Consider the following 25,374-nt stretch of genomic DNA (forward strand, 5'->3'; position numbering starts at 1 on the left):
ATTGCTCAGTCATGATTCAGTAAATACTTAGTCACTATTTAGTCATTACGTTTCATTTAATAGGTGTTGGAAAGGGATATTTCTCATGGAATACAATATTGCTCTACAATTCGAAGACGGCGTCACAGGTTTCATTAAATGTGAAGCAGATGAAACGGTCGCCGAAGCCGCTTATCGTCAAAAATTTAATATCCCAGTGGATTGTCTTGATGGGGCTTGCGGTACATGCCGTTGCCATTGTGAGTCTGGCAGCTACGATATGCACCCTGATATGTACATCGAAGATGCACTCACAGAAGCGGAAGCCAACGAAGGTTACGTGTTGACTTGTCAAATGATTCCAGAAAGCGACTGCGTCATCAAAGTACCAAGCTCCTCTGAAGCTTGTAAAGTAGGCAAATCGACGTTTAAAGGCAAGCTACAACAGCTCAATGTACTGTCAGAGTCTACCATTCACTTTGGCGTGGACATCGAAAACCCCGATGCCTTGGTATTCCTGCCGGGTCAATATGTCAATATTAGTATTCCTGATAGTGACGAAACACGCTCTTACTCATTTAGCTCTGTGCCTAGTGTGAAGCAAGCTGAGTTTGTCGTCCGTAATATTCCCAATGGCAAGATGAGCACCTTCTTGTCTGATATCGCGCAGATTGGTCAAGAGATAAATTTTGAAGGACCTTTTGGCAGTTTTTATCTGCGTCCACTGGTGCGTCCGACATTATTTTTGGCAGGTGGTACTGGCATTGCGCCTTTCTTATCAATGTTAAAAAGCTTAGAAGTTGCTGGTGGTCATCATCCTGTAAATATGGTCTATGGCGTCACCAATGACACAGATTTGGTGGAAATTGCCAAACTTGAAGAGGTGAAACAAAACCACGCTTGGTTTGATTATCGTACTTGTGTGGCGAGTGAGGACAGTAGCCATGAGCGTAAAGGCTACGTCACAAGTCATGTCGAAGAGGAGTGGTTAAATGGCGGTGACGTTGATGTTTATCTTTGCGGTCCTTTAGCCATGGTCGATGCGGTCAGTAACTGGTTAGATGACAGCCTGCTAAAGCCCAGCAATTTTTATTATGAGAAATTCACCCCTAGTGAAAAATAAAATGGCTGAAACCATAGAGCGACAAGCAAGTTTTTAGGAGATAGCAATGAGTAAGCGCTTTGAAAATAAAGTATGTATCGTCACGGGTGCCGCCCAAGGTATCGGACGCGGCGTCGCTTTACGTCTCGCAAGCGAGGGCGCAAAGATCGTCATGGCAGACTTCTCACCATTGGTAGAAGAGGTCTTAGCCGAAATCACGGCAAATGGCGGCGATGCGATAACGATTCAAGCAGACCTTGAGAGCTCTCAAGGTGCACAAGCGGCTATCAATAAGGCACTGGATACTTATGGTCGTATCGATGTACTCGTCAATAACGTTGGCGGTGCGATATGGATGAAGCCTTTTACCAGCTTCACAGAAGAAGAGATTCAGAAAGAAATCAGTCGCTCTTTATTTCCAACTTTGTGGTGTTGCCGTGCGGTGTTACCAGTCATGGTCAAGCAGCAATCGGGCACCATCGTAAACGTCTCTTCCATCGCCACACGTGGTATCAACCGTATCCCCTACTCGACGGCAAAAGGTGGTGTCAATGCCATGACCGCCTCGCTCGCTTTTGAGTATGCAAATGACGGCATTCGTATCAATGCGGTCGCAACGGGCGGTACTGAAGCGCCGCCTAGAAAGATTCCACGTAATGCCAAGCCATTAACGGATGATGAAAAGGTATGGATGGATGCGGTCGTTGATCAAACCATCGATCGCACCTTTATGAAACGCTACGGCACGATTGATGAGCAAGTCAATGCCATTGTGTTTTTAGCGTCAGATGAGTCCTCCTATATCACTGGCAGTACGATCCCTGTGGGTGGTGGTGATGCAGGCTAAAAAACGCCTATAGGCTCGTAGATTGACTAACGTGAACTCCACTACTCTCTGATTACTGCTCATTTGCAAGGAAGCAATATGGCCACTGTCATCCAAACATTAAAAGAAGATTGGTCACTCTCGGCATCGGTGGCAGGATTTTTGGCGGTGCTCATCTCGTATGCTGGCCCTTTGATTATCTTTTTTCAGGCAGCACAAGCGGCGCAGGTCTCAGATGCGATGATGGCCTCTTGGATTTGGGGCATCTCCATTGGCGCTGCTGTCTCTGGTATTTATCTGTCTATTAAATACAAGACGCCAATCATCACCGCTTGGTCAGCGCCCGGAACGGCATTACTGGTGACAGTCTTTCCTGAGATGAGCATCAATGAGGCTATATCCGCTTATATTCTCTCAGCCGTGGTGATATTTTTGGTAGGTGCAACAGGTTCTTTTGACAAGATTTTGCGATGGATACCGAATGGCATTGCGGCTGGCATGATGGCCGGTATTTTGTTTCAGTTTGGCTTAGAGTTATTTGTCGCCACCAACACCATGCCATTTATCGTGTTTAGCATGCTTGGTTGTTATTTATTGGCCAAACGTTTGTCACCGCGCTATACCATGATTTGGGTGCTGTTATGCGGGGTTATTTTAAGTGTTCTACTTGGCAGGATGAATCCTGTCGATATGGATTTGGCGATTACCATACCCACCGTTATCTGGCCTGAATGGACATGGAACGCCACGTTTAACCTTGCCATTCCGCTTATTTTGGTCAGCTTAACGGGACAGTTTTTACCAGGTATGGCCATTTTAAACCTCAGTGGCTACGACACACCAGCCAAACCTATAGTGAGTATCGCAAGCCTTGCGTCATTAGCCGTCGCTTGTGTGGGCGGTATTACCATCGTATTAGCCGCCATTACCGCCGCATTATGTACTGGAAAAGACGCCCATGAGCTGAAAGAAAAACGCTATATCGCAGGGGTCGCCAATGGCATCTTCTATTTATTAGGCGGCTTATTTGCTGGCAGCATTGTAATGGTGTTTAGCCTATTGCCAAAAGAGCTGGTCGCCGCGCTGGCTGGACTTGCCCTCCTTGGTGCTATTTCTACCAACATCACGATTGCCATGAAAGATGATGACCAAAGAGATGCCGCTTTAATTACCTTTTTAGCAACCGCTTCTGGCATGAGCTTTTTGGGGTTAAGTTCCGTATTTTGGGGCATCGTTATCGGTATGATTGCTCATTATGTTTTAAATAAAAAACGTTTACTGTCATTTACTTAATCGCAAACGCTACGGGTTATTGATAATGCCATCTTCCAGTAACCCCCAGACCCCTTAATAAATGATTCAACGGCTTTACAGAAAACTCTGGCTAATACTATCTAACACTACGTTCTCATAGGGTATCAATATGATTAACAAAGCGGATAAAAACATCACTGAGGTGCTCAGTCAAATCAAAGACGGCGCTACCATTATGATTGGTGGTTTTGGTACGGCAGGACAACCTGCTGAACTGATTGATGCGCTCATTGATTTGGGTATTAAAGATTTAGTGATTATTAACAATAATGCAGGCAATGGTGATCATGGTCTTGCCAAGCTATTAAAAACAGGGGCAGTGCGCAAAATTATTTGCTCATTCCCGCGCCAGTCAGACTCTTGGGTATTTGATGAGCTATATCATGCGGAAAAAATCGAGCTGGAGCTGGTACCACAAGGCAATCTGGCCTGCCGTATTCAAGCCGCAGGTATGGGACTTGGTGCGGTATATACGCCAACGGGCTTTGGTACTTTACTCGCAGAAGGTAAAGAGACGCGCCATATCGATGGCAAAGACTACGTGCTTGAGTATCCAATTAAAGCAGATTTTGCCTTGATCAAAGCTGATAAAGGTGATCGCTGGGGCAACTTAGTCTATCGAAAATCAGCACGTAACTTTGGTCCCATCATGGCCATGGCAGCTGACGTGACGATTGCTCAAGTTTCTGAAACAGTAGATCTTGGTGCGCTTGACCCTGAACACATCATCACGCCAGGTATCTTTGTGCAGCATGTGATGCAAATCCAGCCTACTCATTCTACTGCCGCAGCAAGTGCTTAATACGGTCAATCATAAGGAGCGTCATCATGAGCCATACATTATTAACACGGGATCAAATCGCTGAGCGCGCTGCCCAAGATATTCCAGATGGTGCCTATGTCAATTTAGGCATAGGACTACCGACCAAAATTGCCCAATACTTACCTGCTGACAAAGATGTATTTCTGCATTCAGAAAATGGGCTGCTGGCTTTTGGCCCGCCCCCTGCCAAAGGCGAAGAAGACCCAGAACTGATCAATGCTGGAAAAGAATACGTCACCATGTTAGATGGCGGTAGCTTCTTTCACCATGGCGACTCGTTTGCCATGATGCGCGGGGGACATATCGACATTTGCGTATTGGGTGCGTTTCAAGTGGCGGCCAATGGTGACTTGGCCAACTGGAGCACCGGTGCTAAGGGTGCCATACCTGCTGTCGGCGGTGCCATGGACTTAGCGGTTGGTGCCAAAAAAGTCTTTGTGATGACCAATCACACGACCAAGACTGGTGAGCCTAAGATCGTCAGCGAGCTTACCTATCCTGTGACTGGGAAAAACTGTGTAGATCGTATTTTCACCGACCTGTGTGTTATTGATGTCACGGTTAAAGGACTGGTAGTGACTGAAATGGTCGAAAACCTAAGCTTTAATGACTTACAAGCGGTAACAGGTGCCACGCTCATTGACGCGACTAAATAAAAACATCTCATAATTAAAACTTAGGATAATCGCTATGTTCGATTCAACTACTGGTTTAAACAACGCTTATATTATTGATGCCATTCGCACGCCTTTTGGACGTTACGGTGGCGGTCTAGCCCCTGTACGTGCCGATGATTTGGGTGCTATTCCTATTAAAGCCTTGATGGAACGCAATACCAATGTCGACTGGGTGCAAGTAGATGATGTTATTTACGGCTGTGCCAATCAAAGCGGTGAGGACAATCGTAACGTCGGGCGCATGTCATCCCTTCTTGCCGGCCTTCCCTATCAAGTGCCAGCTACTACGGTGAATCGCCTATGCGGCTCGTCAATGGATGCGTTAGCCATAGCTGCGCGTGCGATTAAAGCCGGAGAAGCCAATCTCATTATTGCTGGCGGCGTTGAGAGCATGAGCCGTGCGCCATTTGTAATGGGTAAGTCAGATAAAGCATTTTCTCGTAACCAAAAGTTAGAAGATACCACCATGGGCTGGCGCTTTATCAATCCAAAGCTCGACGAGTTATATGGCACTGAAACTATGCCGAAAACGGCGGAAAATGTCGCTGAGCAGTTCAACATCAATCGTGCTGACCAAGACGCCTTTGCACTACGCAGCCAACAACGTACCAATGCTGCACAAGAATCAGGATTTTTCAAAGACGAGATTACCCCAGTCATCATCCCGCAGCGCAAAGGCGATGCAGTCATTGTCGATAAAGATGAGCATCCTCGTGCAGACACCACGCTTGAGAAATTAACCAAACTTCGTGCCATCGTTAAAGAAAATGGCACAATCACTGCTGGTAATGCATCAGGCATTAATGATGGCGCAGCAGCCTTCTTGGTAGCGTCAGAGCAAGCCATTAAAGAATTCAACCTGAAGCCACGTGCGCGTATTGTGGCTTCCACCACAGTAGGTGTTGAACCACGTATTATGGGCTTTGCCCCAGCACCGGCGATGAAAAAGCTACTGGCGCAAACTGGACTGTCTCTTGATGAGATGGATGTCATTGAATTGAATGAAGCCTTTGCCGCCCAAGCCTTAGCTTGCACGCGTGACTTGGGATTAGCTGACGATAGCGAGCGTGTCAATCCGAATGGCGGTGCGATTGCGCTTGGTCACCCACTTGGCGCTTCAGGAGCACGTTTGATTTTAACAGCACTCAATCAACTTGAGAAAACTGATAAGCGTTATGCCATATGTTCGATGTGTATTGGGGTGGGACAAGGTATCGCCATGATTATTGAACGAATTGATCATTGAATGCATTAATAATCAATCACCATAAACCTATGCGCCACTGACATTACAATGACACCATTATAAATAAGGATGATCGTTATGCCTGTACTTGAAAATAAAGACGTTACCTTAAACTATGCCACCTTTGGTGATAGCCGTAACCCTGCGCTTATATTCTCCAACTCTTTAGGTACCAGCTACCACATGTGGCAGCCACAAATTGACGCTTTGCAAAACGATTATTTCATCATCTGTTATGACACTCGTGGTCATGGAAAATCTTCTGCATCCAAAGGCCCTTATAGCCTTGATGCGCTTGGACAAGACGTCATCGATTTGCTCGATCATTTACATATTGATAAAGCATTTTTTTGTGGCATTTCAATGGGCGGCATGACAGGTCAATGGCTAGCCATTCATTATCCTAACCGCTTTCATCATTTGATGCTGTGCAATACGGCTGCAAAAATTGGCAATGAGGCCGCATGGACAGAGCGGGCACAATTGGTACGAGAGCAAGGTCTAGATCCTATCGCGGCAACAGCAGCATCGCGTTGGTTTACCGAGGGCTTTATCAGTAACCATCCTGATATCGTCAACGCCTTATCTGACACTCTTGCCGCTAGCAGTAGCGAAGGTTATGCCAGCTGCTGTGAGGCGCTGGCTGTCGCTGATACTCGCGAGCAATTAAAAGATATCGATGTCGCGATTACGGTGGTGGCAGGTACTGAAGACCCAGTGACGACGGTTGCCGATGGTCAATATATGGTCGATCATATCCCAAATGCCACACTCGCTACTATTGAAGCCTCCCACATCTCAAACATTGAGCAGCCTGACGTATTCAATCAGCTTGTGCGACAGTATTTAACCTACTAATCACGCCAAATTTATTGAGCAGTTAAGCGCTATTATGAAAAAAAGTCACCACACGGAAGTAATTTCAGACAAGGAAGGAACATGAAAAAGTCATTATTATCATTGGTTGTTAGTATTGCGGCCTGTAGCGCATTTAGTGCTCATGCCGATATTAACATCGATGAACAGGTAAAAAGCGTTGAAAATAAGGTGATTGAATGGCGTCGGGACATTCATCAACATCCTGAACTGAGCAACAGAGAAACCCGTACTGCCGCTATCGTTGCTAAGCATTTAAAGTCACTCGGTATGCAGGTTGAAACTGACATCGCGCACACGGGGGTTGTGGGTTACTTAAAAGGTGCCAAACCCGGCCCCACAGTCATGCTACGGGCAGACATGGATGCATTGCCAGTCACTGAAAAAGCAGATGTCCCATTTAAATCAACGGTTGTGACTAAGTATATGGGAGAAGACGTGGGGGTCATGCATGCTTGCGGACACGACACTCATGTTGCTATGTTAATGGGAACGGCTGAAGTACTGGCTGGCGTACAAAAAGAGCTGCATGGCAATATCATGTTTGTGTTTCAGCCAGCAGAAGAAGGCGCCCCTACAGGTGAAGAAGGTGGCGCCAATCTGATGTTGAAGCAAGGCATATTTAAAAAATATAAACCAGACGTTGCATTTGGACTTCATATTATGTCTAGTTTAAACACTGGTCAAATTGGCTACCGAAGCGGCCCTATCATGGCCAGTGCGGACACCTTTGATATCACCGTAAAAGGCAAGCAGACTCACGGTTCAGCTCCTTGGAATGGGGTGGACCCTATTGCCGCTGCCTCGCAAATCGTTACAGGAATTAATCATATAGTCAGTCGTCAAGTGGACATTACTAAAGAGCCTGCCATCATCTCATTTGGCAAAATAAGTGGTGGAATACGCGACAATATTATTCCAGATAGTGTCAATATGATTGGTACTATTCGTAACTTTGATATGGATAATCGCGATCAAATTTTTGATAACATAAAAACGACTGCCACTCATATAGCGATGGCATCAGGCGCAGAAGCAGATGTCAAAATCATCAAAGGTTATCCTGTTACTATCAATAATCCAGCGCTTACTGCGCAGATGCTACCCACTCTTAAAAGCGTAGCGGGTGCGGACAACGTATTTGATGTGCCTAAGCTCACAGCATCTGAAGATTTCTCGTTTTATTCCCAAGAAGTACCGGGATTGTTTATTTTCTTAGGCGGTACACCCGCTGGTCAAGACACTAGTAAGGCACCGTACAATCACTCTCCCTACTTTTACGCAGATGAAGCCTCATTTAAAGTGGGTACTAAAGCGCTGAGCCAATTGGCCATAGACTATTTAGCCATGAACAAATAACGCTTTCATAGAAACCTAAGTAGCTCATATATCTAAAAGACATATGAGCTACTTTTTTATTAGTGTTTTCAAAAAGACTATCTATGATCAGTAAAGGCATTATTTTCTTGAACAATAGTAATATTGCCGGAGTCATCTGCTTATAAATCCTTACAGCGTATTCTAGAAAAAGGCCGCGTTTCTTCCATTCTACCAAAGTAAAACCCATACCTTTTAGGTATAAATTTATACTTAGATGGTTTTTGACTTAATACCGGTAAAACCCTAACTTGTAAAGCACGTATAAGGATATTACCCACGGAGAAAAACGAATGGAATCTAAACCCCTAAACATCAATAAAGTCATTGATGAAGCCAAATTTTCCCCTTTTCATTGGAAAGTGTTGTTTTGGTGCCTATTGATTATTATTTTTGATGGCTATGATCTTATTATTTATGGTGTGGCGCTGCCGCTACTGATGGAGGAATGGTCATTGACCGCGGTACAAGCAGGTTTTCTTGCCAGTGCTGCACTTTTTGGTATGATGTTTGGCGCCATGATTTTTGGGACTCTCTCAGACAAGATTGGACGCAAAAAAACGATTATGATTTGTGTGGGTCTATTCAGTAGCTTTACCTTTTTAGGGGCTTTTGCTGATGGTCCAATGCAGTTTGCTGCTTTACGCTTTGTTGCTGGTTTAGGTATTGGTGGTGTGATGCCGATATGTGTCGCTCTGACCTCTGAATACGCGCCAAAACGTATGCGTAGTACGCTAGTTGCTATCATGTTTAGTGGCTATGCCATCGGTGGTATGGCGTCAGCACTACTAGGGTCATTTTTAGTGGTGGATTTTGGCTGGGAAGTTATGTTTTATATCGCAGGTATTCCCACCTTGCTATTGCCAATTATTTGGAAAATGCTGCCTGAGTCTTTGATGTATTTGGTCAAAGAAGACAGGCATGATGACGCTAAAAAAATCGTCCGCAGACTTGCACCACAAGAAACGGTCACTGCCTCTACTACCTTACTATTAGATGAGCTGACCAAAGGTGATGACGCACCCATTAAGGCCCTTTTTCTAAAAAACCGTGGATTCACCACTATCATGTTTTGGGTTGCTTTCTTTATGTGCCTGCTGATGGTGTATGCACTTGCTAGCTGGTTGCCAAAACTGATGATTCAGGCAGGTTATTCATTAGGCGCTAGTATGCTGTTCTTATTTGCACTAAATATTGGTGGTATGGTTGGGGCTATCGGTGGTGGTGTATTAGCTGACAAATTCCATCTTAAACCTGTTTTGGCCCTCATGTTTGCCTTGGGTGCAGTGGCATTGATATTGCTTGGCTATAATAGTCCTCAGGTGGTGCTATATACTCTCATTGCAATCGCTGGCGCTACCACTATTGGCTCGCAGATCTTACTTTATACCTTTGTTGCTCAATACTACCCTACAGCGGTACGTACGACGGCGATGGGCTGGGCATCGGGTATTGGTCGTATTGGCGCTATTGTAGGTCCTATCTTAACTGGGGCGCTACTGACACTTGAGCTAAGCCACCAGACCAACTTTTTGTTTATCGCCATACCAGGAATAATTGCAGCTATTGCTATTTTTCTCGTAAACCTAAATGCAGCAGTGGACAGCAAAACAAGTCAGGAGCAACAAATGAATTTAGACACTCCAATATCAACTTAATACTCACTTAAATGTGATATTAGTTGCATATCATTAAGTTAGCCCTTTTTTAGCGTATTCACGATTTGAATGCGCTATTTTTTATTGTCAATGATGCCTGTACTCAGGCAATGCGTCTTACACTACCTCTCAAAACATTCATATTTTTCAAAGTAAAAAACTATTCTGTTAAAAAAATAAATCACCATTGTATTTTCTTCTTACCATAACTAAAGATCGGTGATAATTCTCATAAAAAACAGCCAATCCATATAAACGAATCGTCGAACAAAAGGTATAATACCAACGTCATGCCATACCTATGTAAGTAACTAGGAGCCAGAAAGGCTTGGGCCATAAAACGCCAATACAGATTTGCTTTGATTTGTGCGGCCAGGCTATGTTACCAAAACCTTCTACGTTAACATCTAACAAATTGACATAGAGGGTCAGCTTATACTACCATTGATAATTACTTTCATTCATCTTACTGATGATCCTATAATAACTTTTTGGAGTAATCCCATGCAGTGGACCAAACCAGCTTTTCAAGACATCCGTATCGGTTTCGAAATCACTATGTATTTTGAAGCACGTTAAAAACTAATGAACCTGAATACATTAAAAGCCCTAGATGATTAGGGCTTTTATTTTTTTGGAAATTTGGAAATATCGATTTATGTATATTCACGTTTTAGGCTCAGCCGCTGGTGGCGGATTTCCGCAGTGGAATTGCAATTGCGAAAACTGCCATGGTGTACGTCAAGGCACCATTGACGCAAAGACCCGCACTCAGTCTTCGATTGCTATATCAGAAAATGGTATAGATTGGATTTTGTTTAACGCCTCACCAGACATTCGCCAGCAGCTATTTGACTTTAAAGCGGCGCAGCCAGCACGTCAATTGAGAGATACAGGCATTACGAATGTGGTTTTGATGGACAGCCAGCTTGACCATACGACAGGGCTATTGACCCTGCGCGAAGGTTGTCCGATTCCTGTTTGGTGTACTGACATGGTCTATCAAGATCTCACGACAGGCTTCCCTATTTTCAATATGCTAAAGCACTGGAATGGTGGTCTGCAATATAATCAAATCGATCCAAAACAGACCTTTCAAATCGACGGCTTTAGCAATTTAGAACTGACGCCTTTGGTGATTAGAAGCTCTGCACCGCCCTACTCCCCACACCGCAACGACCCCCATGATGGCGACAACATCGCGCTGATTGTGAAAGATTTAAAAACACAAAAACAACTCTTTTATGCGCCAGGTTTGGGCAAAATTGACGATGACATTATGCATATTATGAAAGCCTCTGATTGCGTGATGATTGACGGCACGCTATGGACTGACAATGAAATGCAAGAATGTGGCGTCGGCACAAAAACTGGCCAAGACATGGGTCATTTGCATATCAGTGGTGACGATGGCTCGCTACATTATCTAGATCAGCTCGAAAATACTCGTAAAGTGTTGATCCACATTAATAATACCAACCCGATATTGAATGAACAATCTGAACAGGCTGCGACATTAAAACAACATAGTGTTGAAGTGGCCTTTGATGGTATGCAGATTGAGTTGTAAGGCAAAGACAGCAATCATAAGGTAAAAACAATGCAAGAAGAAGCGAAAGCACTAAGCCCAGAAGCCTTTGAACAAGCGATTATGGATAAAGGCCAGTATTATCATATTTACCATCCTTTTCATATCATGATGCATGAAGGCAAAGCGACCCAGCAGCAAATCCAAGCGTGGGTCGCCAATCGATTTTATTACCAAATCAATATTCCATTAAAAGACGCGGCGATTATGGCGAACTGTCCCGATCAGCGGGTGCGTCAAGAGTGGATTCAGCGCATGATTGATCAAGATGGGGTGTATCCAGATGGTGGTGGCCGTGAAGCGTGGTTGGGTCTGGCAGAAGCGGTTGGCCTTAGCCGTGAGCAGGTAATTTCTGAAGAGCTGGTATTACCGGGTGTGCGTTTTGCTGTTGATGCTTATGTCAACTTTGCCCGCCGTGCCACATGGCGTGAGGCAGCGAGTAGCTCATTGACCGAGCTGTTTGCCCCGCAGATTCACCAGTCGCGCTTAGAGTCTTGGCCCAAGCACTATCCTTGGATCAAAGAAGAAGGCTATACCTATTTCCGCTCGCGCTTGAGTCAAGCTCGCCGCGATGTTGAGCATGGCCTGACCATTACCCTTGACTCGTTCAAAACGGCTGAAGAGCAAGAGCGTATGCTTGAGATATTACAATTTAAACTGGATATTCTATGGACGATTTTAGATGCCTTGAGCCTTGCTTATGTCCATAACCAAGCCCCTTATCAAAGCGTCACTACTGACCATGTTTGGCATAAAGGATTGTTCAAATGAGTTTACCCGCTAGTTTACCCGAGCTGGACCAGTCTATCGTACCCGTGTGGCGCCATGGTTATCGTTTTCAATTTGAGCCAGCTCAGAATGCTTATGTCTTACTGTACCCTGAAGGTATGATAAAACTCAATGACAGTGCCAGCATCATTGGACAGCATATTGATGGTCAGGCATCCATTGCTGATATTATTAAAAAGGTGAAAGCCATGTTCGGAGATATCCCTGAAATCGAGCAAGACATTATCGAATATATGCTGGTCGCCCAGCGTGAACATTGGATTGATTTAGTATGACTGCGCCAGTCGGACTGCCGCTATGGTTACTTGCTGAGCTAACCTATCGCTGCCCATTACAATGCCCTTATTGCTCCAACCCAATTGATTATGCTCAGTATAAAGAAGAGCTAACGACGCAAGAGTGGTTTGATGTGTTTGATCAAGCGCGGCAAATGGGCGCGGTGCAGCTTGGGTTTTCTGGCGGTGAACCACTGGTGCGTCAAGACTTAGAAGAACTGGTCGCTTATGCGCACAAGCAAGGTTTTTATACCAACTTGATCACTTCAGGTATGGGACTTACTGAGGCTAGAATCGCGCGTCTAAAAGAAGCAGGCCTACAGCATATTCAAATCAGCTTCCAAGCCAGTGATCCATCGGTAAACAATGCCTTGGCAGGTTCAAAACATGCTTTTGAGCAAAAGTATGAGATGTCACGTCTGGTCAAACAGTATGACTATCCGATGGTGCTTAACTTTGTGATTCATCGGCAGAACATTGATCAGATCGATCAGATTATTGATCTCTGCTTAGAGCTAGAAGCCGACACGGTTGAGCTGGCTATCTGCCAGTTTTATGGTTGGGCGTTTGAAAATATCGAAGGCCTACTACCGACCAAAGAACAAGTGGTTCGCGCCGAACGCATTACTAATGAGTATCGCAAAAAAATCGAAGAGCGTGGTATCAAATGTAAACTCATTTTTGTGGTGCCTGACTATTACGAAGAACGTCCGAAACCCTGTATGGATGGTTGGGGTAAGATTTTCTTGACCGTGGCACCTGACGGCACCGCCCTACCTTGTCATGCTGCCAGACAGCTGCCCATGTCCTTTCCCAATGTCAGGCAGACGCCATTAAAAGATATCTGGTATGACTCAGACAGCTTCAATCACTTTCGCGGTGATGATTGGATGCCCGACATGTGCCAAAGTTGCCCAGATAAAGAGCGGGATTATGGTGGCTGTCGTTGCCAAGCGTTTATGCTGACGGGCGATGCCAAGAATGCCGATCCTGTGTGCGGCAAATCGCCTTATCATTATTTGATTGAGGAAGCACGTATCAATAGCGAGACGCCAGTTCCTTTTGAAGAACTGCGTTTTCGCAACCCTAAAAACTCTAAGCGACTAAGTAACAAACAGCTAAGTGACAAACAAGCCAATGAAGCACAAGTGAATCAAGAGCAACTGATTCCCACTCGTACGGTCACGGATTAAATATGAATGCTGATAATAAGCCTGTGATTTTTGACGGCCATAATGACCTGTTGACCCGCTTATGGCTAAGCTCGGCTGACGATCCCGTGCACGATTTTATCTATGGCACGCTACCGGGACATTTAGATTTAAAACGTTGCCGACAAGCAGGATGGATGGGCGGATTATTTTCTATCTTTTTGCCACCCTACGCTTATGTGAAAAACAACCATCCGGACAAATTAATCAACCCTTCACACTCAGATTTCACTCCGCAAGAAATCGTGGATATTTGCTGTGCGCAATTGGCGCTTGCTCAGCAATTGCAGGCGCGATCAGATGGTCAGATTCAGATCTGTACGTCCTTGGCACAAATTCAAGCCTGTCATCAGAATCAACAATTGGCTATCGTTTTGCATCTTGAAGGCGCTGAGTTTTTAGCTATTGAGCCTGACTTACTGGATGTGTTTTATGAAGCAGGAATCAGAAGTATTGGCCCATTGTGGAATAGGAAAAGCCTATTCGGTGATGGTTTAAATGTGTCTTTTCCGCACTCTCCAAATACAGGATCTGGTCTAACCCGTGAAGGTAAAGACCTTATATTGGCATGCCGTGACAAGCATATGCTGATTGATGTATCACATATGAATGAGCGCGCGTTTTGGGATACGCTAGAAATTGCGGATCAGCCCATTGTCGCAACCCACTCCAATGCACACGCCTTATGTCCGCAAGCAAGAAACTTAACCGATCACCAGCTGGCTGCCATCAAACAAAGCAATGGTATGATTGGTGTGAATTTCGATGTTGCTTTTCTTCGTGCTGATGGGCAACGCAACACGCAAACATCACTTGATGTTATTGTTGATCATCTTGATTATCTGATTGACCATTTAGGCGAAAATAACGTTGGTTTTGGCTCTGATTTTGATGGTTGTCTATTGCCAGATGAGTTATCAGACATTAGCCAAATCTCCATGCTGATTGAGCGGATGCAACAACGATATTTCTCTGATGAGCTTATTGAAAAGATTACGTCGAAAAATTGGTTTGCTGTGCTTGATAAGATATGGCAGTGATAAGCATATGATTTTTCACAACAAATTATATGCTAAATAAAAAGGAAATACTTAGAGCTCAATTCAAATCATTTGAATACAACTCAGCCATCTATATTGTGGGTAATCTGGTAAGTAACCTATAGGTCGATAGATCGAATTTTTCAAGAATCGTCAATCTAGAACAGGTGACACAAACCGACGCGGAAAAACCCTTCAATGAAGCTGCAAGTGGAGTTAGTACCTTATAATTTCATATATGATTTGCTACAACCTAAATAATTCATGAGTATAATAACCAGCTATAACTTTTTAGGCCAACTACATGACTCCCATATATACCGCATTGGCTGTACTGGTTACCTTCATTTGGGGCGTAAATTTCACCTTTATTGCATGGGGGCTTGAGAGCTTTCCACCATTAATGCTTACTGCCCTGCGTTTTTTCTTTACTGCCATTCCATTAGTTTTGTTTCTAAAGCCGCCTAAATTTAACCGTACATTACTTATCTATGCCATCGGCACATTTGTCATGCAATACGCCTTTGTATTCACCGCCATGCATTTGGGTGCATCGCCAGGGTTAACGGCGCTATTACTACAAATTCAGATTTTTATCACTGTATTGCTGGCTTACTTTATATTGGATGAGGCAGTCAGTCGCATGCAAATCATCGGTATGTTGGTCGGTGTACTAGGACTCAGCGTGATTGCGCTAAACCTTGGCGGTGATATGCCTTTGGCTGGTTTTGTCTGCATCTTGATTGCAGCAATAGGCTGGAGCTTTGGCAACATTGCCTCAAAGCAAGCGTCAGCGCAAGCAGCCTTGAAAACCACGCAGCAGGGTTCAGGAATTACTATTGTCTCGCCTAGCACTGGCAAAAACAAAGCATCCGCATTATCTGCCCTAGCATTGGTAGTTTGGGGTGGCCTCATTGCTTGCGTGATGTTGACTCTATCTTCTCTTATATTTGAGACCGATGCATGGCAGCTAGCGACGTTTACTGAAGCATCACTAAAATCCTGGCTATCGCTTGGATTTATCGTGTATATCTCAACCTTGATTGGCTTTGGATTGTGGGCACATCTACTCAGTCAAAATACTGCTTCCAAGGTTATGCCGTTTGCTCTACTGGTACCAGTATTTGGCATGGTAACCTCAGTGCTGCTCACAGGAGAAGTTGTGACGTGGTGGAAGATACTGGCAATGACATTGATTTTGTCGGGGTTGTTATTGGCAAATGTGAAGATAAAGTTGGAAAGAAAGCGCCAGCCAATATAACATTAGCTACTTTATTGAAAAAAAAGTAAAAAATACTATAAAAATATGATTTCTAGTTAAACAAAAAAACCACCCTTGCCGATCAAACTAAGGTGGTTTTTATTTTGGTTTTAAGACTATACTTTCTAAAACTCAAAGTCCTATGCAGGCCAGCCTTCTAATACAATCTTGCCATGCGCTTGCTGGTTTTCTAGCATTTGGTGCGCACTGCGTACATGCTCAGCCGTGATAGTGCCAAGATGATAAGCAACCGTGGTTTTAATCTCGCCAGCATCGATCATTTTCGCTACATCAGTCAATAAACGATGCTGTTCAATCATATCTGGCGTATGGAACATAGAGCGCGTAAACATAAACTCCCAATGTAGGCTTAGGCACTTAGTTTTAAGAAGATTGGCATCTAATGATTTTGGATCATCAATGAGTCCAAGTTTACCTTGTGGCTTTAAGCATTTAATGATTTCTTCATAATGCTCGTCAGTATTATTGAGACTCACGACGTAATCTACTTCAGTGATGCCTATCTTTTGCAGTTCATCAAATAAAGGATTGTGGTGATTGATGACATGATCTGCGCCTAGCTCCTTTAACCACTGTACGCTCTCATCTCTTGAAGCAGTGCCGATAATCTTGGCAGAAGTTCGTGTTTTTAGTAGCTGCGTTAAGATAGAACCCACGCCGCCCGCTGCACCAATGACTAATACCGAAACGTCATTAGCACTCTCATCACTACCATTTTTATCTACCGAGCTGTTAGTGACAGGCACTTGTAAACGCTCAAACAACATCTCCCAAGCCGTGATCGTGGTGAGTGGCAATGCCGCCGCTTCAGAGAAAGACAACGATGCTGGCATACGCCCAACAATACGCTCATCAACCAGCTGATATTCAGCATTACTTCCCGAACGGCTTAAATCACCTGCGTAATATACTTTATCTCCTACTGAGAACAGGCTTACCTCGTCGCCAACTGCCGTCACGATGCCCGCCGCATCCCAACCAATCACTGCATACTCACCCTCTGGTGCAGGACGCGATTGACGGATTTTATAATCCACTGGGTTGACGGATATGGCTTTGACCTCTACCAAAATGTCATGGCCTGATGCAGTCGGTTTATCAAGGGTAATGTCTTGTAGTGCTTGTTCATTATCGATGGCTAGGTTGTCTTGATAGCCAATGGCTTTTATTGTCTGATTTTGCATTGTTTTTATTCCTAATAATAAATAAATTGAACAGAGCTCTCATGTGGGCAATACTGAAATACATAGCGCTTAACAGGAGGCAATTACTTTTAATACAACGACTGTAACACCTGCTGTGTTTGGCTTTCTAGCTCTGCAATGGCTTCTTTGTCTAACGCATCGGCATGCGGTTGACCAAATTCGCCCCTAGCATCGCCATGTGCACCATCTTTGATATCGTTATCAAAGTATTTACCCGTGTCACTAGCGAACTCATCCGAGACAGCCAATTCTGTTAGGATATTTGCGCCTTTGTCTGCTGATGACCAGTGATGACCATACGCTTCGTCAACCATCTTGGTGTTCAGCAATGATCCCGGATTGACAGCGATCACATTGATATCATGGCTAGCAACTGTGTCAGCTAAACCCATGCTCCACATCGTGAGCGCCAGTTTACTTTGCGCATAGGCAGCTTTGTCATCGAGACGCTCTTGTCCTACAAATGCCTTATATGATATTGGTGCTTGAGCAGCTGAGCTTAAATTCACAATACGCGCTTTACTAGATTGCTTGAGTAAAGGTAACAAAGCATTAGTCAATTCGTAAGGTGCTAGGTAATTGACCACAAAGCGCACGTCCAAACCATCTTTAGTCATCGCTGATGCCGTGGTATAAATCCCTGCGTTATTTATCAATACATCCAGCTTTGGTAGCTTTTCATTGACGTCTGCGGCCATCTTGAGCACAGCCGTTAAATCGGAAAAATCAGCCACAAACCCATCAATATGATCTACCGCGTCGCCTGTTGCCACTGCTTGGACTTCTGCAATGACACTAGCAAGTTTGTCAGCATCGCGGCCATGCAGGTAAACGTGATGCCCAGCCTCTGCTAGCTTTAAAGCAGCCAACTTACCAATGCCATCTGTGCTACCCGTGATTAAAATAGTTTTATGCATAGTCATAAACCGTCCTTATTGTTTGAATTATGGTTTCAGTCTTGGATACGTGTTCTATTTTATCTGTCGTTATAGCACCCATTGTTATGAAAGTGTTGTGATTCAAAACAGCAATCATCATCGACGGAAACACTTAAAGTTTCTGAAACTGGCTGATTTTTTGAATCATTATTTACTGTATGAGAGAGTAGCCGATTACGGCTATATAGTTGCGGGTGTCTATGTAAATTAAATGAAAATACAATTGATAAAAAAACGCTAGTAAGTGAGTACTTACTAGCGTTTTAATAACGACTAACGGCTTAAATACCTTTTATAAGTTGTCTGTTTAAATCCTCAGTTAGCGTCAATTAACGTAAATCATCAACGACGGCTAGCATGGCAATAAGCGATGCCTCACCTAACTGAATAGAACGCTCTGGTGACCAGCCCATCTCTTCATCAGGTAGATTATCGTTGTCTTTAAATGGCATCTCTAAGGTATTAGCAAGACAATCAAAACGTTCAGCCACCCAATGGGTTGCCAGTGTCATGTTCGCCTTACCTGGCGCATCAATCTCATAACCGACCTCGGTCTGAAAATCGGCACTGGCTAATTTCAATACGTCTGAGAACCGATCGCGTAGATGTGCGAGGCGCTCGTTATAACTCGGCGTGCCTTGAGAGCCAGCAAGGAATGCAAAAGGCAATGCTTCATCGCCATGCACATCATAAAACAGATCAACGCCCGTCTCTTCCATCTTATTGATCACATAAAACACTTCAGGACTTTTTTCTAAACTTGGACTTGCCCACTCACGGTTTAGGTTCGTACCTGCTGCGTTCGTACGTAGATGCCCGCGTACACTGCCATCAGGATTCATATTCGGCACAATATAGAAGTTGGCTTTGTCTAATAACAACCTGCTATTGGCATTATCGCTATCTAACAAGCTATAGAGCAAACCTTCGACCAGCCACTCAGCCATCGTTTCACCCGGATGCTGACGTGCAGTGATCCATATGTTGCGTTTATTAGTATCGCCATCACCAATCTTCACCAATGTTAGGTCGCGCTTATCAAGCGTGTCGCCTAAATGCTCTAAAATCACCAGTGGGTGCGTCTGTACAGCTGCTAACAAGTCTTGGTGACGCTCATAGCTATAAGGCGCAAAATAAGCAATTTGGATAGTTTCGCAGGCCAACTCTGCCACGATGGTTAATTTGCCATCTTTATAAGTAGTCGGTAGACGGAACCAATGCTGACGATCGTAAGAAGCGACTGCTTGATAATCCTCCCACCCTTCGAGATAGGAAGCCTCCCCTGCATTCATAATATTGAGAACGTACTCTTCTCCAATCTCACCAGAGAGACGGAAGTTGAACCATTGGAAAAACTCTTCACCAACGTCTGGACGAATGGCCAGTTGAATATTATTTTTATCTTCTATGTTAAGTACGTCAATATTACCTGCATCGAAATTGGCAGTGATATGCATGATCGCTCCTTGATTGGTTTTTTATGATTGGGTCTAATCGGCTATGTGTAGGATACAAAGGAAGGTGACAGATTTTTTATTCTAGATAGTCTCTAATCTAACACGGTAGCGTTATACTTTATTGGTCATCACACACTCTTTTTCAAGTCATTAGCGTACCAGATTGATCTCTGGTTTTTTCAGAATGGCCCACAGCGCTATATTCATATTTATCCAAACTGGAAAGCAGATAACTGCGTTTTTAGCACTTGCTCAGAGTAAATTTTATGACCCTTATCATTACCTGCTGCGCCTACCGCCACCATAAGCGGTAGCAAATGCTCCTCTGCTCCTAATGGATGTGAGGATGTTGCATAGGGCGCTTCTGACCAGTTAGCCAGCGCTGACCATCGCGTCTTCAAATCCGCTGCGACAGTATCCGTCAGCCAGTCGTCAAAACCCTCTGACGGTGCGGTGAAGTTTGCATCACCATAGCCACGCATATTATGAAAACTCATACCGCTTCCGATGATCAATACGCCTTCTTGACGTAATGCATGCAGTGCTTGGCCCGCTGCCAGATGCGCTTTTGGGTCTAGATCATTACGCAGTGACATCTGTACCACGGGAATATCCGCTTCAGGGAGCATTACCTTTAACGGTATAAAGACACCATGATCAAAACCGCGTGACGCATCTTGTTTGTTCTGTATACCTGCCTCAGTTAGCAATTTACTGACTCGTTCAGACAATACTGGCGCGCCTGATGCTGGGTATGTCAAGTGATAGGTATGCTCAGGAAAACCATAATAATCGTAAATCAAATCAGGTTTCACGCTAGCAGTAATACCAAACTTAGGTGTCTGCCAATGAGCGCTAATCATCAAGATAGCCTTTGGACGCTCAGGCAATCGAGTCGTAATGCTCGCTAAAAAAGTCGCCATCCCATCCCACATATCTGCAGGTTGCCAATCCATAAAAAAACAAGGTCCCGCGCCATGCGGTATAAATAGCACAGGCTGACTTACTGACTCGTTAGATACGTGTACGCTCATCACTTTCTCCTTGTCACTTTTATAAGATGGTTTGATTAATTGATATGATGTTGTCAGCGTGGGCCATTACTGTTTTTACGATGACGCCTCTTTAGCGTTACTGACAGCAATTAAAGGTAACTATTACACACGCCCTAGCTTTTCTGATAGTGCCTTGTCCATACTTATAGCACCGCCACCTTGTACCGCTAAAGCCAGCAAAGCCACCATCAAGGTCAATGCGTATTCGTAGCCACCATCAGCGGCGAATAAACCATTGCTGATATGGACAGAAAAAATAGCGACTAGCATCGTAAAGGCAGCGATCAATGCGGCAGGTCGAGTCAGTAATCCTAAAACTAAGGCAAGACCACCAAAGAACTCAGCACCGCCTGCCAATATTGCCATTAACAAACCAGGTTCCATACCCATACTGCTTAACCATCCAGCCGTGCCAGCCAGCCCATTGCCACCAAACCAGCCAAATAACTTTTGTGCGCCGTGGGCTGCCAAAATCAAACCAACGGGCACACGAAGGATTAAGGCAGCAGCGCCAGCTTCTGATGTTAAAATTTTATTTAATAGTGATGTTTTCATTGATAATTACTCTATAACGTATGATTGGGATAAATGCTGTATAAAATGATATAGACACACTTTACTATCAACGCGATAAAAGAGTAAGCCGAGTTATATTGAATGATTATCAACGTATCGTTTATAGTAGAATCAGCATTAGATTAAACATAGGAAACAACATGGATAGAATCGATGCAATGCGTGCCTTTGTAGCGGTGGTGACTGAGGGCAGTTTCAGTAAAGCCGCCACAGCGATGCAGCTTTCACCGCAACTGGTGAGCAAGTATGTTGCAAAGTTGGAGGAGCAGCTGAATACCCGTCTGCTCAATCGCACCACACGTAAAGTGAGCATGACTGAGGCTGGCAGTCAATATTTTACACACGCACAGCAGATTTTGTTGAGTATTGATGAGATGGCATCGCAGTTGGGCGGCTTACAACAGCACCCTAAAGGTATTCTACGAATCAGTGCACCTGTCTCATTCGCCTTAAAGCATATGGCAAAGCTGATTACTGACTTTCAAGAACGCTATCCCTCAGTCACCGTTGATCTACAGCTGAGTGACCGGAAAGTTGATATCGTTGAAGAAGGCTTTGATATTGCATTGCGTATTGGACAGTTAGACAGCTCATCGCTGATTGCCAAGCAAATCTCGCCTATTCGCGTGGTTTTATGCGCCTCACCTGAATATCTAAAAATCCACGGTACGCCTAAACGACTTGAAGATTTAGAGGCGCATCGCTATTTGCATTATAGCTATATGAACGGAGAGACTAGGGGACAAATTTATAAGTACCTAAAGGCGAAACAGCTCAAGGAAAGCAGCATTTTTCGTAGTAATAACGGTGACGTGCTGGTTGAAGCGGCCATTGCAGGCGCAGGATTGATATTGCAACCGACTTTCATTGTTAGTAAAGCGCTAAATACTGGCAAGTTAGTTATAGTGCTGCCTGAATATGAACCCAACCCTTTGGGCCTATATGCAGTCTATGCTCATAGAAAACTGCTGCCCCATAAAGTCAGGTCTTTTATTGACTTTATGACGGACTATTATGGTGATCCACCGTATTGGGATGAGTACATTAAGTTGAACCGCCCTAAGGTTATCGGGGATTCAATATCCTGAGAGAATACGTCAAAGAAAGCATCAAATAATTACTAATACCTCTAATAGTATGGAAAAATAACCACACAATGAAAAAACCCCTTCAAAGTATTTTAAACCGAGTGGGACTGACCGCTTTAGTGGCAGCATCATTACTATCGAGCACCGTACAGGCAGTAGATAGTGATGATCGCTTAAAAAGTACTGTTGATCAGCAAGCCACATTATTAATGAATAAGCATGATATTCCAGGCATGGCCTTTGGCATTATTATTGATGGAAAATCACATTTTTATCATTATGGTTTAGCTGATAAGAAAGCCAAAATACGTGTCTCAGAAAACACGCTCTTTGAGCTGGGATCTATCAGTAAGACGTTTGCAGCTACCTTAGCCAGCTACTCTGTATTGAATGGCTCGCTCGCATTAGAAGATACAGCTGATAAATATATTCCCTACCTAAAAAACAGTACCATTGGCAATACCAAACTTATCAATCTTGCCACCTATTCGGCGGGTGGTCTACCGCTCCAAGTACCTGATGACGTCACAAACAATAAGGAGCTGCTGCGCTATTATAAATCTTGGCAGCCCCTCTTCCCTATCAACTCAAAGCGTCTATATTCTAATGCCAGTATAGGATTGTTTGGTTATATATCGGCATTGAGCATGGATGCTGATTACACACAGCTGATGGAACGTAAAATACTGCCGTTACTCGACATGCCAAATACTTTTGTCAATGTACCTAATGACAAAATGTCCGATTATGCGTTTGGCTACAATGCTGCTGGTGAGGCCATCAGAGTCAATCCTGGTATATTAGACGCCGAAGCCTATGGTATTAAATCCACCATTTCAGATATGACGCATTTCATGGCGGCGAATATGGGTCTTGTGCCATTGGATACAGATATCCAGCAAGCGTTAGACAACAATAGAAAAGGCTACTATCAGGCAAGTACTTTTACACAAGGTTTGGCATGGGAAATGTACCCTTACCCCACCACGCTTACCGCTTTGCTCGAAGGCAATTCTATGGAGGTGATTCTAAAGCCTCAAACCATTACAACAGACAAGCATCAAACAGCAGTTTTAAACAACGTATGGGTCAATAAGACAGGTGCTACCAATGGGTTTGGCGGTTATATCGCTTATATTCCTGCCCAAAAATCAGGTGTCGTTATTCTGGCAAATAAAAACTATCCAAATGCAGATAGAGTCAAGGCAGCGTATGAGATTTTAGAAAGTGCGATGACCCATTAATGAAATATGAGTCACGCGCAACGTTATGCACAGTAGCTTTTATGAATGATAATGAACCCACTAGATGCTGGGTTCTTTGTGTTTAACCTTTAAGAGCACCCTTCAACTAGATAGATCGCTTCTGGTATACCAATATCAATGCTTTTCACCACACCTGTTAAAAGGATTTTATTGTCTGTTGTCCACTTATTTGCTTTAATCCTATAGTCATTCAGCTTTTGACCACCCTTGATATGGTATTCAATTTGTATGGGTAATTTGTCTTGTTTATCATTAAGCTCAATATTTTCGTCTTTTAACCACTCTCCTTGTGCATTTTCTTTGATAATTTTGAAATTAACGTTAGCAATCAGGCTGTAGTAGTCACCATCGACCGCATATTTATCGACCTCATAAGTAAGCTCGTCATGATGCGCTTTCATAACATCTGCGACTGCATCGCCAACCTTGATGTCTTTATAGAAAGGTATGTTTGGATCCTGAATAGTGATCAGGGCAACCTTGTTATCTATAATTTGATACAGCACAGAGGCACGTTTGCCATATTCTTGATCCATATAGCTCAGTGCTGGGTTATTGACGTAGTAGCATTGTTTGTTATCACTCTCTGCTCTAGTCATTCCTAAGTCATTTAGTAGCTCAGGCGTAACAACTTGTCCAAAGCTTAACTTCTGATAGCCTAATGGGCTGACCATTTTTTCATCGGCTATATTTTCTACTGTGATAGCCTGAATTTTATCCGTAGTGATAGAATCTGTAGGCACTAGATTTACAGAAGTCTCTTCCTTCTTGTCCATACCTTTATCGGTATCAGCCGTTTGGGCAGTGACATTATTGTTTGAAGATAGAGACTTTGAGCCACATCCTGTCATCAGTTGCATAGTAACGATCGATAAAGTAGCAAGCAGTGCTGTTTTAATTGTTGGTATGAGTAACTTTTGAGTAAAAAATGACATGACTGAACTCCTGAATCTGGATTATTTATATTAATACCTGTTCTATCAGACAGTCAGTTTCTATATTGTTATAAAGGAGAAATAGCGCTAATGACATCGAAATATTGACCAACAGTTTGGAAGAATTTAGCTATCTTTATCCCATATAGACGAATATCGATTGACCTATAATGTAAATATTGGCAGCAAGGTGGTTGCTACTATGAGCTGAGTATCAGGTATTGGAGCTGATGCTATGATTGGTAGGTCCGACCCTATACTCGTAAAAAACCCAAGATAAAAAATAAAGAGTGCAAAATAGAGTCTGACATAAAGCATTACTTCAAAGCTCTGAGTATATCCAGTATCATATCGACACTAAAAACTCTCTACGTTGCTTTTTGCTAAACAAAAGGAAGATACAGTGCCGCAGGCTCAAACTACTATCACAGAAACACCTAACCTCACAAAAGAACAAAACACTGTATTGAAAAATCTTACGGTCATGGGTTACTTAGAAGGTACTTCCTTCTTATTATTACTTTGCATCGCCATGCCGCTAAAGTACATGATGGGTATTCCAGAAGCGGTCGCCTATATAGGGATGGCACACGGCGGCTTGTTCATCGCATATATTTTAATGCTGTTGGCAGCCACCACCAAAATCAAAATGCCGCTTTGGGCAATGCCAGCAGGGGTACTCGGATCCTTTTTGCCCCTTGGTCCGTTTATATTCGATCATTTACTAAAAAAAAGCTTGAATAAAAAAGATTAAAACTCCTTCAAAATACAACCAAACAACTCACCAAATAT

25 protein-coding genes are annotated in these 25,374 nt (G+C 43.7%); 19 read left to right on the forward strand and 6 right to left on the reverse strand.

Features of this window, described 5'->3' with window-relative positions; translation table 11 throughout:
* Nucleotides 1-85: 85 nt before the first annotated feature.
* From benC to JMX93_RS00350, 16 genes are all read left to right on the forward strand, one after another.
* Entirely contained in the window at nt 86-1,102 is a 1,017-nt protein-coding gene (gene benC, locus JMX93_RS00275) for a benzoate 1,2-dioxygenase electron transfer component BenC (RefSeq protein WP_499203507.1), read from the forward strand.
* A 46-nt stretch (nt 1,103-1,148) separates the two neighbouring features.
* Nucleotides 1,149-1,928 (forward strand): 1,6-dihydroxycyclohexa-2,4-diene-1-carboxylate dehydrogenase, encoded by a 780-nt coding sequence (locus JMX93_RS00280; RefSeq protein WP_499203508.1) that lies wholly within the window; start codon nt 1,149-1,151, stop codon nt 1,926-1,928.
* Nucleotides 1,929-2,006: 78 nt separating this feature from the next.
* Entirely contained in the window at nt 2,007-3,200 is a 1,194-nt protein-coding gene (gene benE / locus JMX93_RS00285; protein ID WP_496190617.1) for a benzoate/H(+) symporter BenE, read from the forward strand.
* A gap of 130 nt (nt 3,201-3,330) precedes the next feature.
* Complete coding sequence (locus tag JMX93_RS00290; RefSeq protein ID WP_499203509.1) at nt 3,331-4,023, forward strand: 3-oxoacid CoA-transferase subunit A; 693 nt, start codon at nt 3,331-3,333, stop codon at nt 4,021-4,023.
* Between the two features lie 26 nt (nt 4,024-4,049).
* Nucleotides 4,050-4,700, forward strand: coding sequence for a 3-oxoacid CoA-transferase subunit B (locus tag JMX93_RS00295; protein ID WP_496190616.1), 651 nt, complete (start codon nt 4,050-4,052; stop codon nt 4,698-4,700).
* A gap of 34 nt (nt 4,701-4,734) precedes the next feature.
* On the forward strand, nt 4,735-5,967 hold the full coding sequence (gene pcaF, locus JMX93_RS00300) for a 3-oxoadipyl-CoA thiolase (RefSeq protein WP_499203510.1): 1,233 nt from the start codon (nt 4,735-4,737) through the stop codon (nt 5,965-5,967).
* A 78-nt stretch (nt 5,968-6,045) separates the two neighbouring features.
* On the forward strand, nt 6,046-6,825 hold the full coding sequence (gene pcaD / locus JMX93_RS00305) for a 3-oxoadipate enol-lactonase (RefSeq protein WP_499203511.1): 780 nt from the start codon (nt 6,046-6,048) through the stop codon (nt 6,823-6,825).
* Between the two features lie 81 nt (nt 6,826-6,906).
* Entirely contained in the window at nt 6,907-8,202 is a 1,296-nt protein-coding gene (locus JMX93_RS00310; RefSeq protein ID WP_499203512.1) for a M20 family metallopeptidase, read from the forward strand.
* A 311-nt stretch (nt 8,203-8,513) separates the two neighbouring features.
* A complete protein-coding gene (locus JMX93_RS00315; RefSeq protein ID WP_499203513.1) occupies nt 8,514-9,878 on the forward strand; it encodes an MFS transporter in 1,365 nt (454 codons plus the stop codon).
* Nucleotides 9,879-10,382: 504 nt separating this feature from the next.
* Complete coding sequence (pqqA, locus tag JMX93_RS00320) at nt 10,383-10,457, forward strand: pyrroloquinoline quinone precursor peptide PqqA (protein WP_075107140.1); 75 nt, start codon at nt 10,383-10,385, stop codon at nt 10,455-10,457.
* A gap of 79 nt (nt 10,458-10,536) precedes the next feature.
* Nucleotides 10,537-11,448: a pyrroloquinoline quinone biosynthesis protein PqqB gene (gene pqqB, locus JMX93_RS00325; protein ID WP_499203514.1), complete on the forward strand. Its 912-nt coding sequence runs from the start codon at nt 10,537-10,539 to the stop codon at nt 11,446-11,448.
* Between the two features lie 30 nt (nt 11,449-11,478).
* Nucleotides 11,479-12,237 (forward strand): pyrroloquinoline-quinone synthase PqqC, encoded by a 759-nt coding sequence (gene pqqC / locus JMX93_RS00330; protein ID WP_499203515.1) that lies wholly within the window; start codon nt 11,479-11,481, stop codon nt 12,235-12,237.
* Complete coding sequence (pqqD, locus tag JMX93_RS00335; RefSeq protein WP_499203516.1) at nt 12,234-12,530, forward strand: pyrroloquinoline quinone biosynthesis peptide chaperone PqqD; 297 nt, start codon at nt 12,234-12,236, stop codon at nt 12,528-12,530. Before pqqC ends, pqqD begins: the two co-directional genes overlap by 4 nt.
* Nucleotides 12,527-13,723, forward strand: coding sequence for a pyrroloquinoline quinone biosynthesis protein PqqE (gene pqqE, locus JMX93_RS00340; RefSeq protein ID WP_499203517.1), 1,197 nt, complete (start codon nt 12,527-12,529; stop codon nt 13,721-13,723). Before pqqD ends, pqqE begins: the two co-directional genes overlap by 4 nt.
* Before the next feature lie 2 nt (nt 13,724-13,725).
* Nucleotides 13,726-14,781 (forward strand): dipeptidase, encoded by a 1,056-nt coding sequence (locus tag JMX93_RS00345; protein ID WP_499203518.1) that lies wholly within the window; start codon nt 13,726-13,728, stop codon nt 14,779-14,781.
* Nucleotides 14,782-15,085: 304 nt separating this feature from the next.
* Nucleotides 15,086-16,042, forward strand: coding sequence for an EamA family transporter (locus tag JMX93_RS00350; protein ID WP_499203519.1), 957 nt, complete (start codon nt 15,086-15,088; stop codon nt 16,040-16,042).
* Between the two features lie 140 nt (nt 16,043-16,182).
* Here the strand turns inward: JMX93_RS00350 and JMX93_RS00355 are convergent, their stop codons facing one another.
* The 5 genes from JMX93_RS00355 to JMX93_RS00375 all read right to left on the reverse strand — a co-directional run bounded on the left by JMX93_RS00355 (nt 16,183) and on the right by JMX93_RS00375 (nt 21,273).
* Nucleotides 16,183-17,232, reverse strand: a complete 1,050-nt coding sequence (locus JMX93_RS00355; protein WP_499203734.1) for a zinc-binding alcohol dehydrogenase family protein — start codon at nt 17,230-17,232, stop codon at nt 16,183-16,185.
* A gap of 104 nt (nt 17,233-17,336) precedes the next feature.
* Entirely contained in the window at nt 17,337-18,191 is an 855-nt protein-coding gene (locus JMX93_RS00360; protein ID WP_499203520.1) for an SDR family NAD(P)-dependent oxidoreductase, read from the reverse strand.
* A gap of 344 nt (nt 18,192-18,535) precedes the next feature.
* A complete protein-coding gene (locus JMX93_RS00365; protein WP_499203521.1) occupies nt 18,536-19,663 on the reverse strand; it encodes a M14 family metallopeptidase in 1,128 nt (375 codons plus the stop codon).
* 209 nt (nt 19,664-19,872) lie between these two features.
* Entirely contained in the window at nt 19,873-20,697 is an 825-nt protein-coding gene (locus JMX93_RS00370) for a DODA-type extradiol aromatic ring-opening family dioxygenase (RefSeq protein ID WP_499203522.1), read from the reverse strand.
* Between the two features lie 123 nt (nt 20,698-20,820).
* On the reverse strand, nt 20,821-21,273 hold the full coding sequence (locus tag JMX93_RS00375; RefSeq protein ID WP_499203523.1) for a DoxX family protein: 453 nt from the start codon (nt 21,271-21,273) through the stop codon (nt 20,821-20,823).
* Between the two features lie 161 nt (nt 21,274-21,434).
* Between JMX93_RS00375 and JMX93_RS00380 the strand changes: the two genes are divergently transcribed.
* Together JMX93_RS00380 and ampC are read left to right on the forward strand one after the other, a co-directional pair.
* The gene (locus JMX93_RS00380; RefSeq protein ID WP_499203524.1) at nt 21,435-22,382 is read left to right on the forward strand and encodes a LysR family transcriptional regulator; all 948 of its coding nucleotides are present in this window, start codon (nt 21,435-21,437) and stop codon (nt 22,380-22,382) included.
* A 68-nt stretch (nt 22,383-22,450) separates the two neighbouring features.
* Nucleotides 22,451-23,626, forward strand: a complete 1,176-nt coding sequence (ampC, locus tag JMX93_RS00385) for a class C beta-lactamase (protein ID WP_499203525.1) — start codon at nt 22,451-22,453, stop codon at nt 23,624-23,626.
* Between the two features lie 89 nt (nt 23,627-23,715).
* On the opposite strand, the gene JMX93_RS00390 is transcribed toward ampC, so the two are convergent.
* On the reverse strand, nt 23,716-24,582 hold the full coding sequence (locus JMX93_RS00390) for a hypothetical protein (RefSeq protein ID WP_499203526.1): 867 nt from the start codon (nt 24,580-24,582) through the stop codon (nt 23,716-23,718).
* A 403-nt stretch (nt 24,583-24,985) separates the two neighbouring features.
* Here JMX93_RS00390 and JMX93_RS00395 point away from each other — a divergent pair, with 403 nt between their 5' ends.
* Nucleotides 24,986-25,336: a DUF3817 domain-containing protein gene (locus JMX93_RS00395; RefSeq protein ID WP_499203527.1), complete on the forward strand. Its 351-nt coding sequence runs from the start codon at nt 24,986-24,988 to the stop codon at nt 25,334-25,336.
* Nucleotides 25,337-25,374: the final 38 nt, after the last annotated feature.

Source organism: Psychrobacter muriicola 2pS, assembly GCF_904846535.1.
Classification (GTDB): Bacteria; Pseudomonadota; Gammaproteobacteria; order Pseudomonadales; family Moraxellaceae; genus Psychrobacter; species Psychrobacter aquimaris.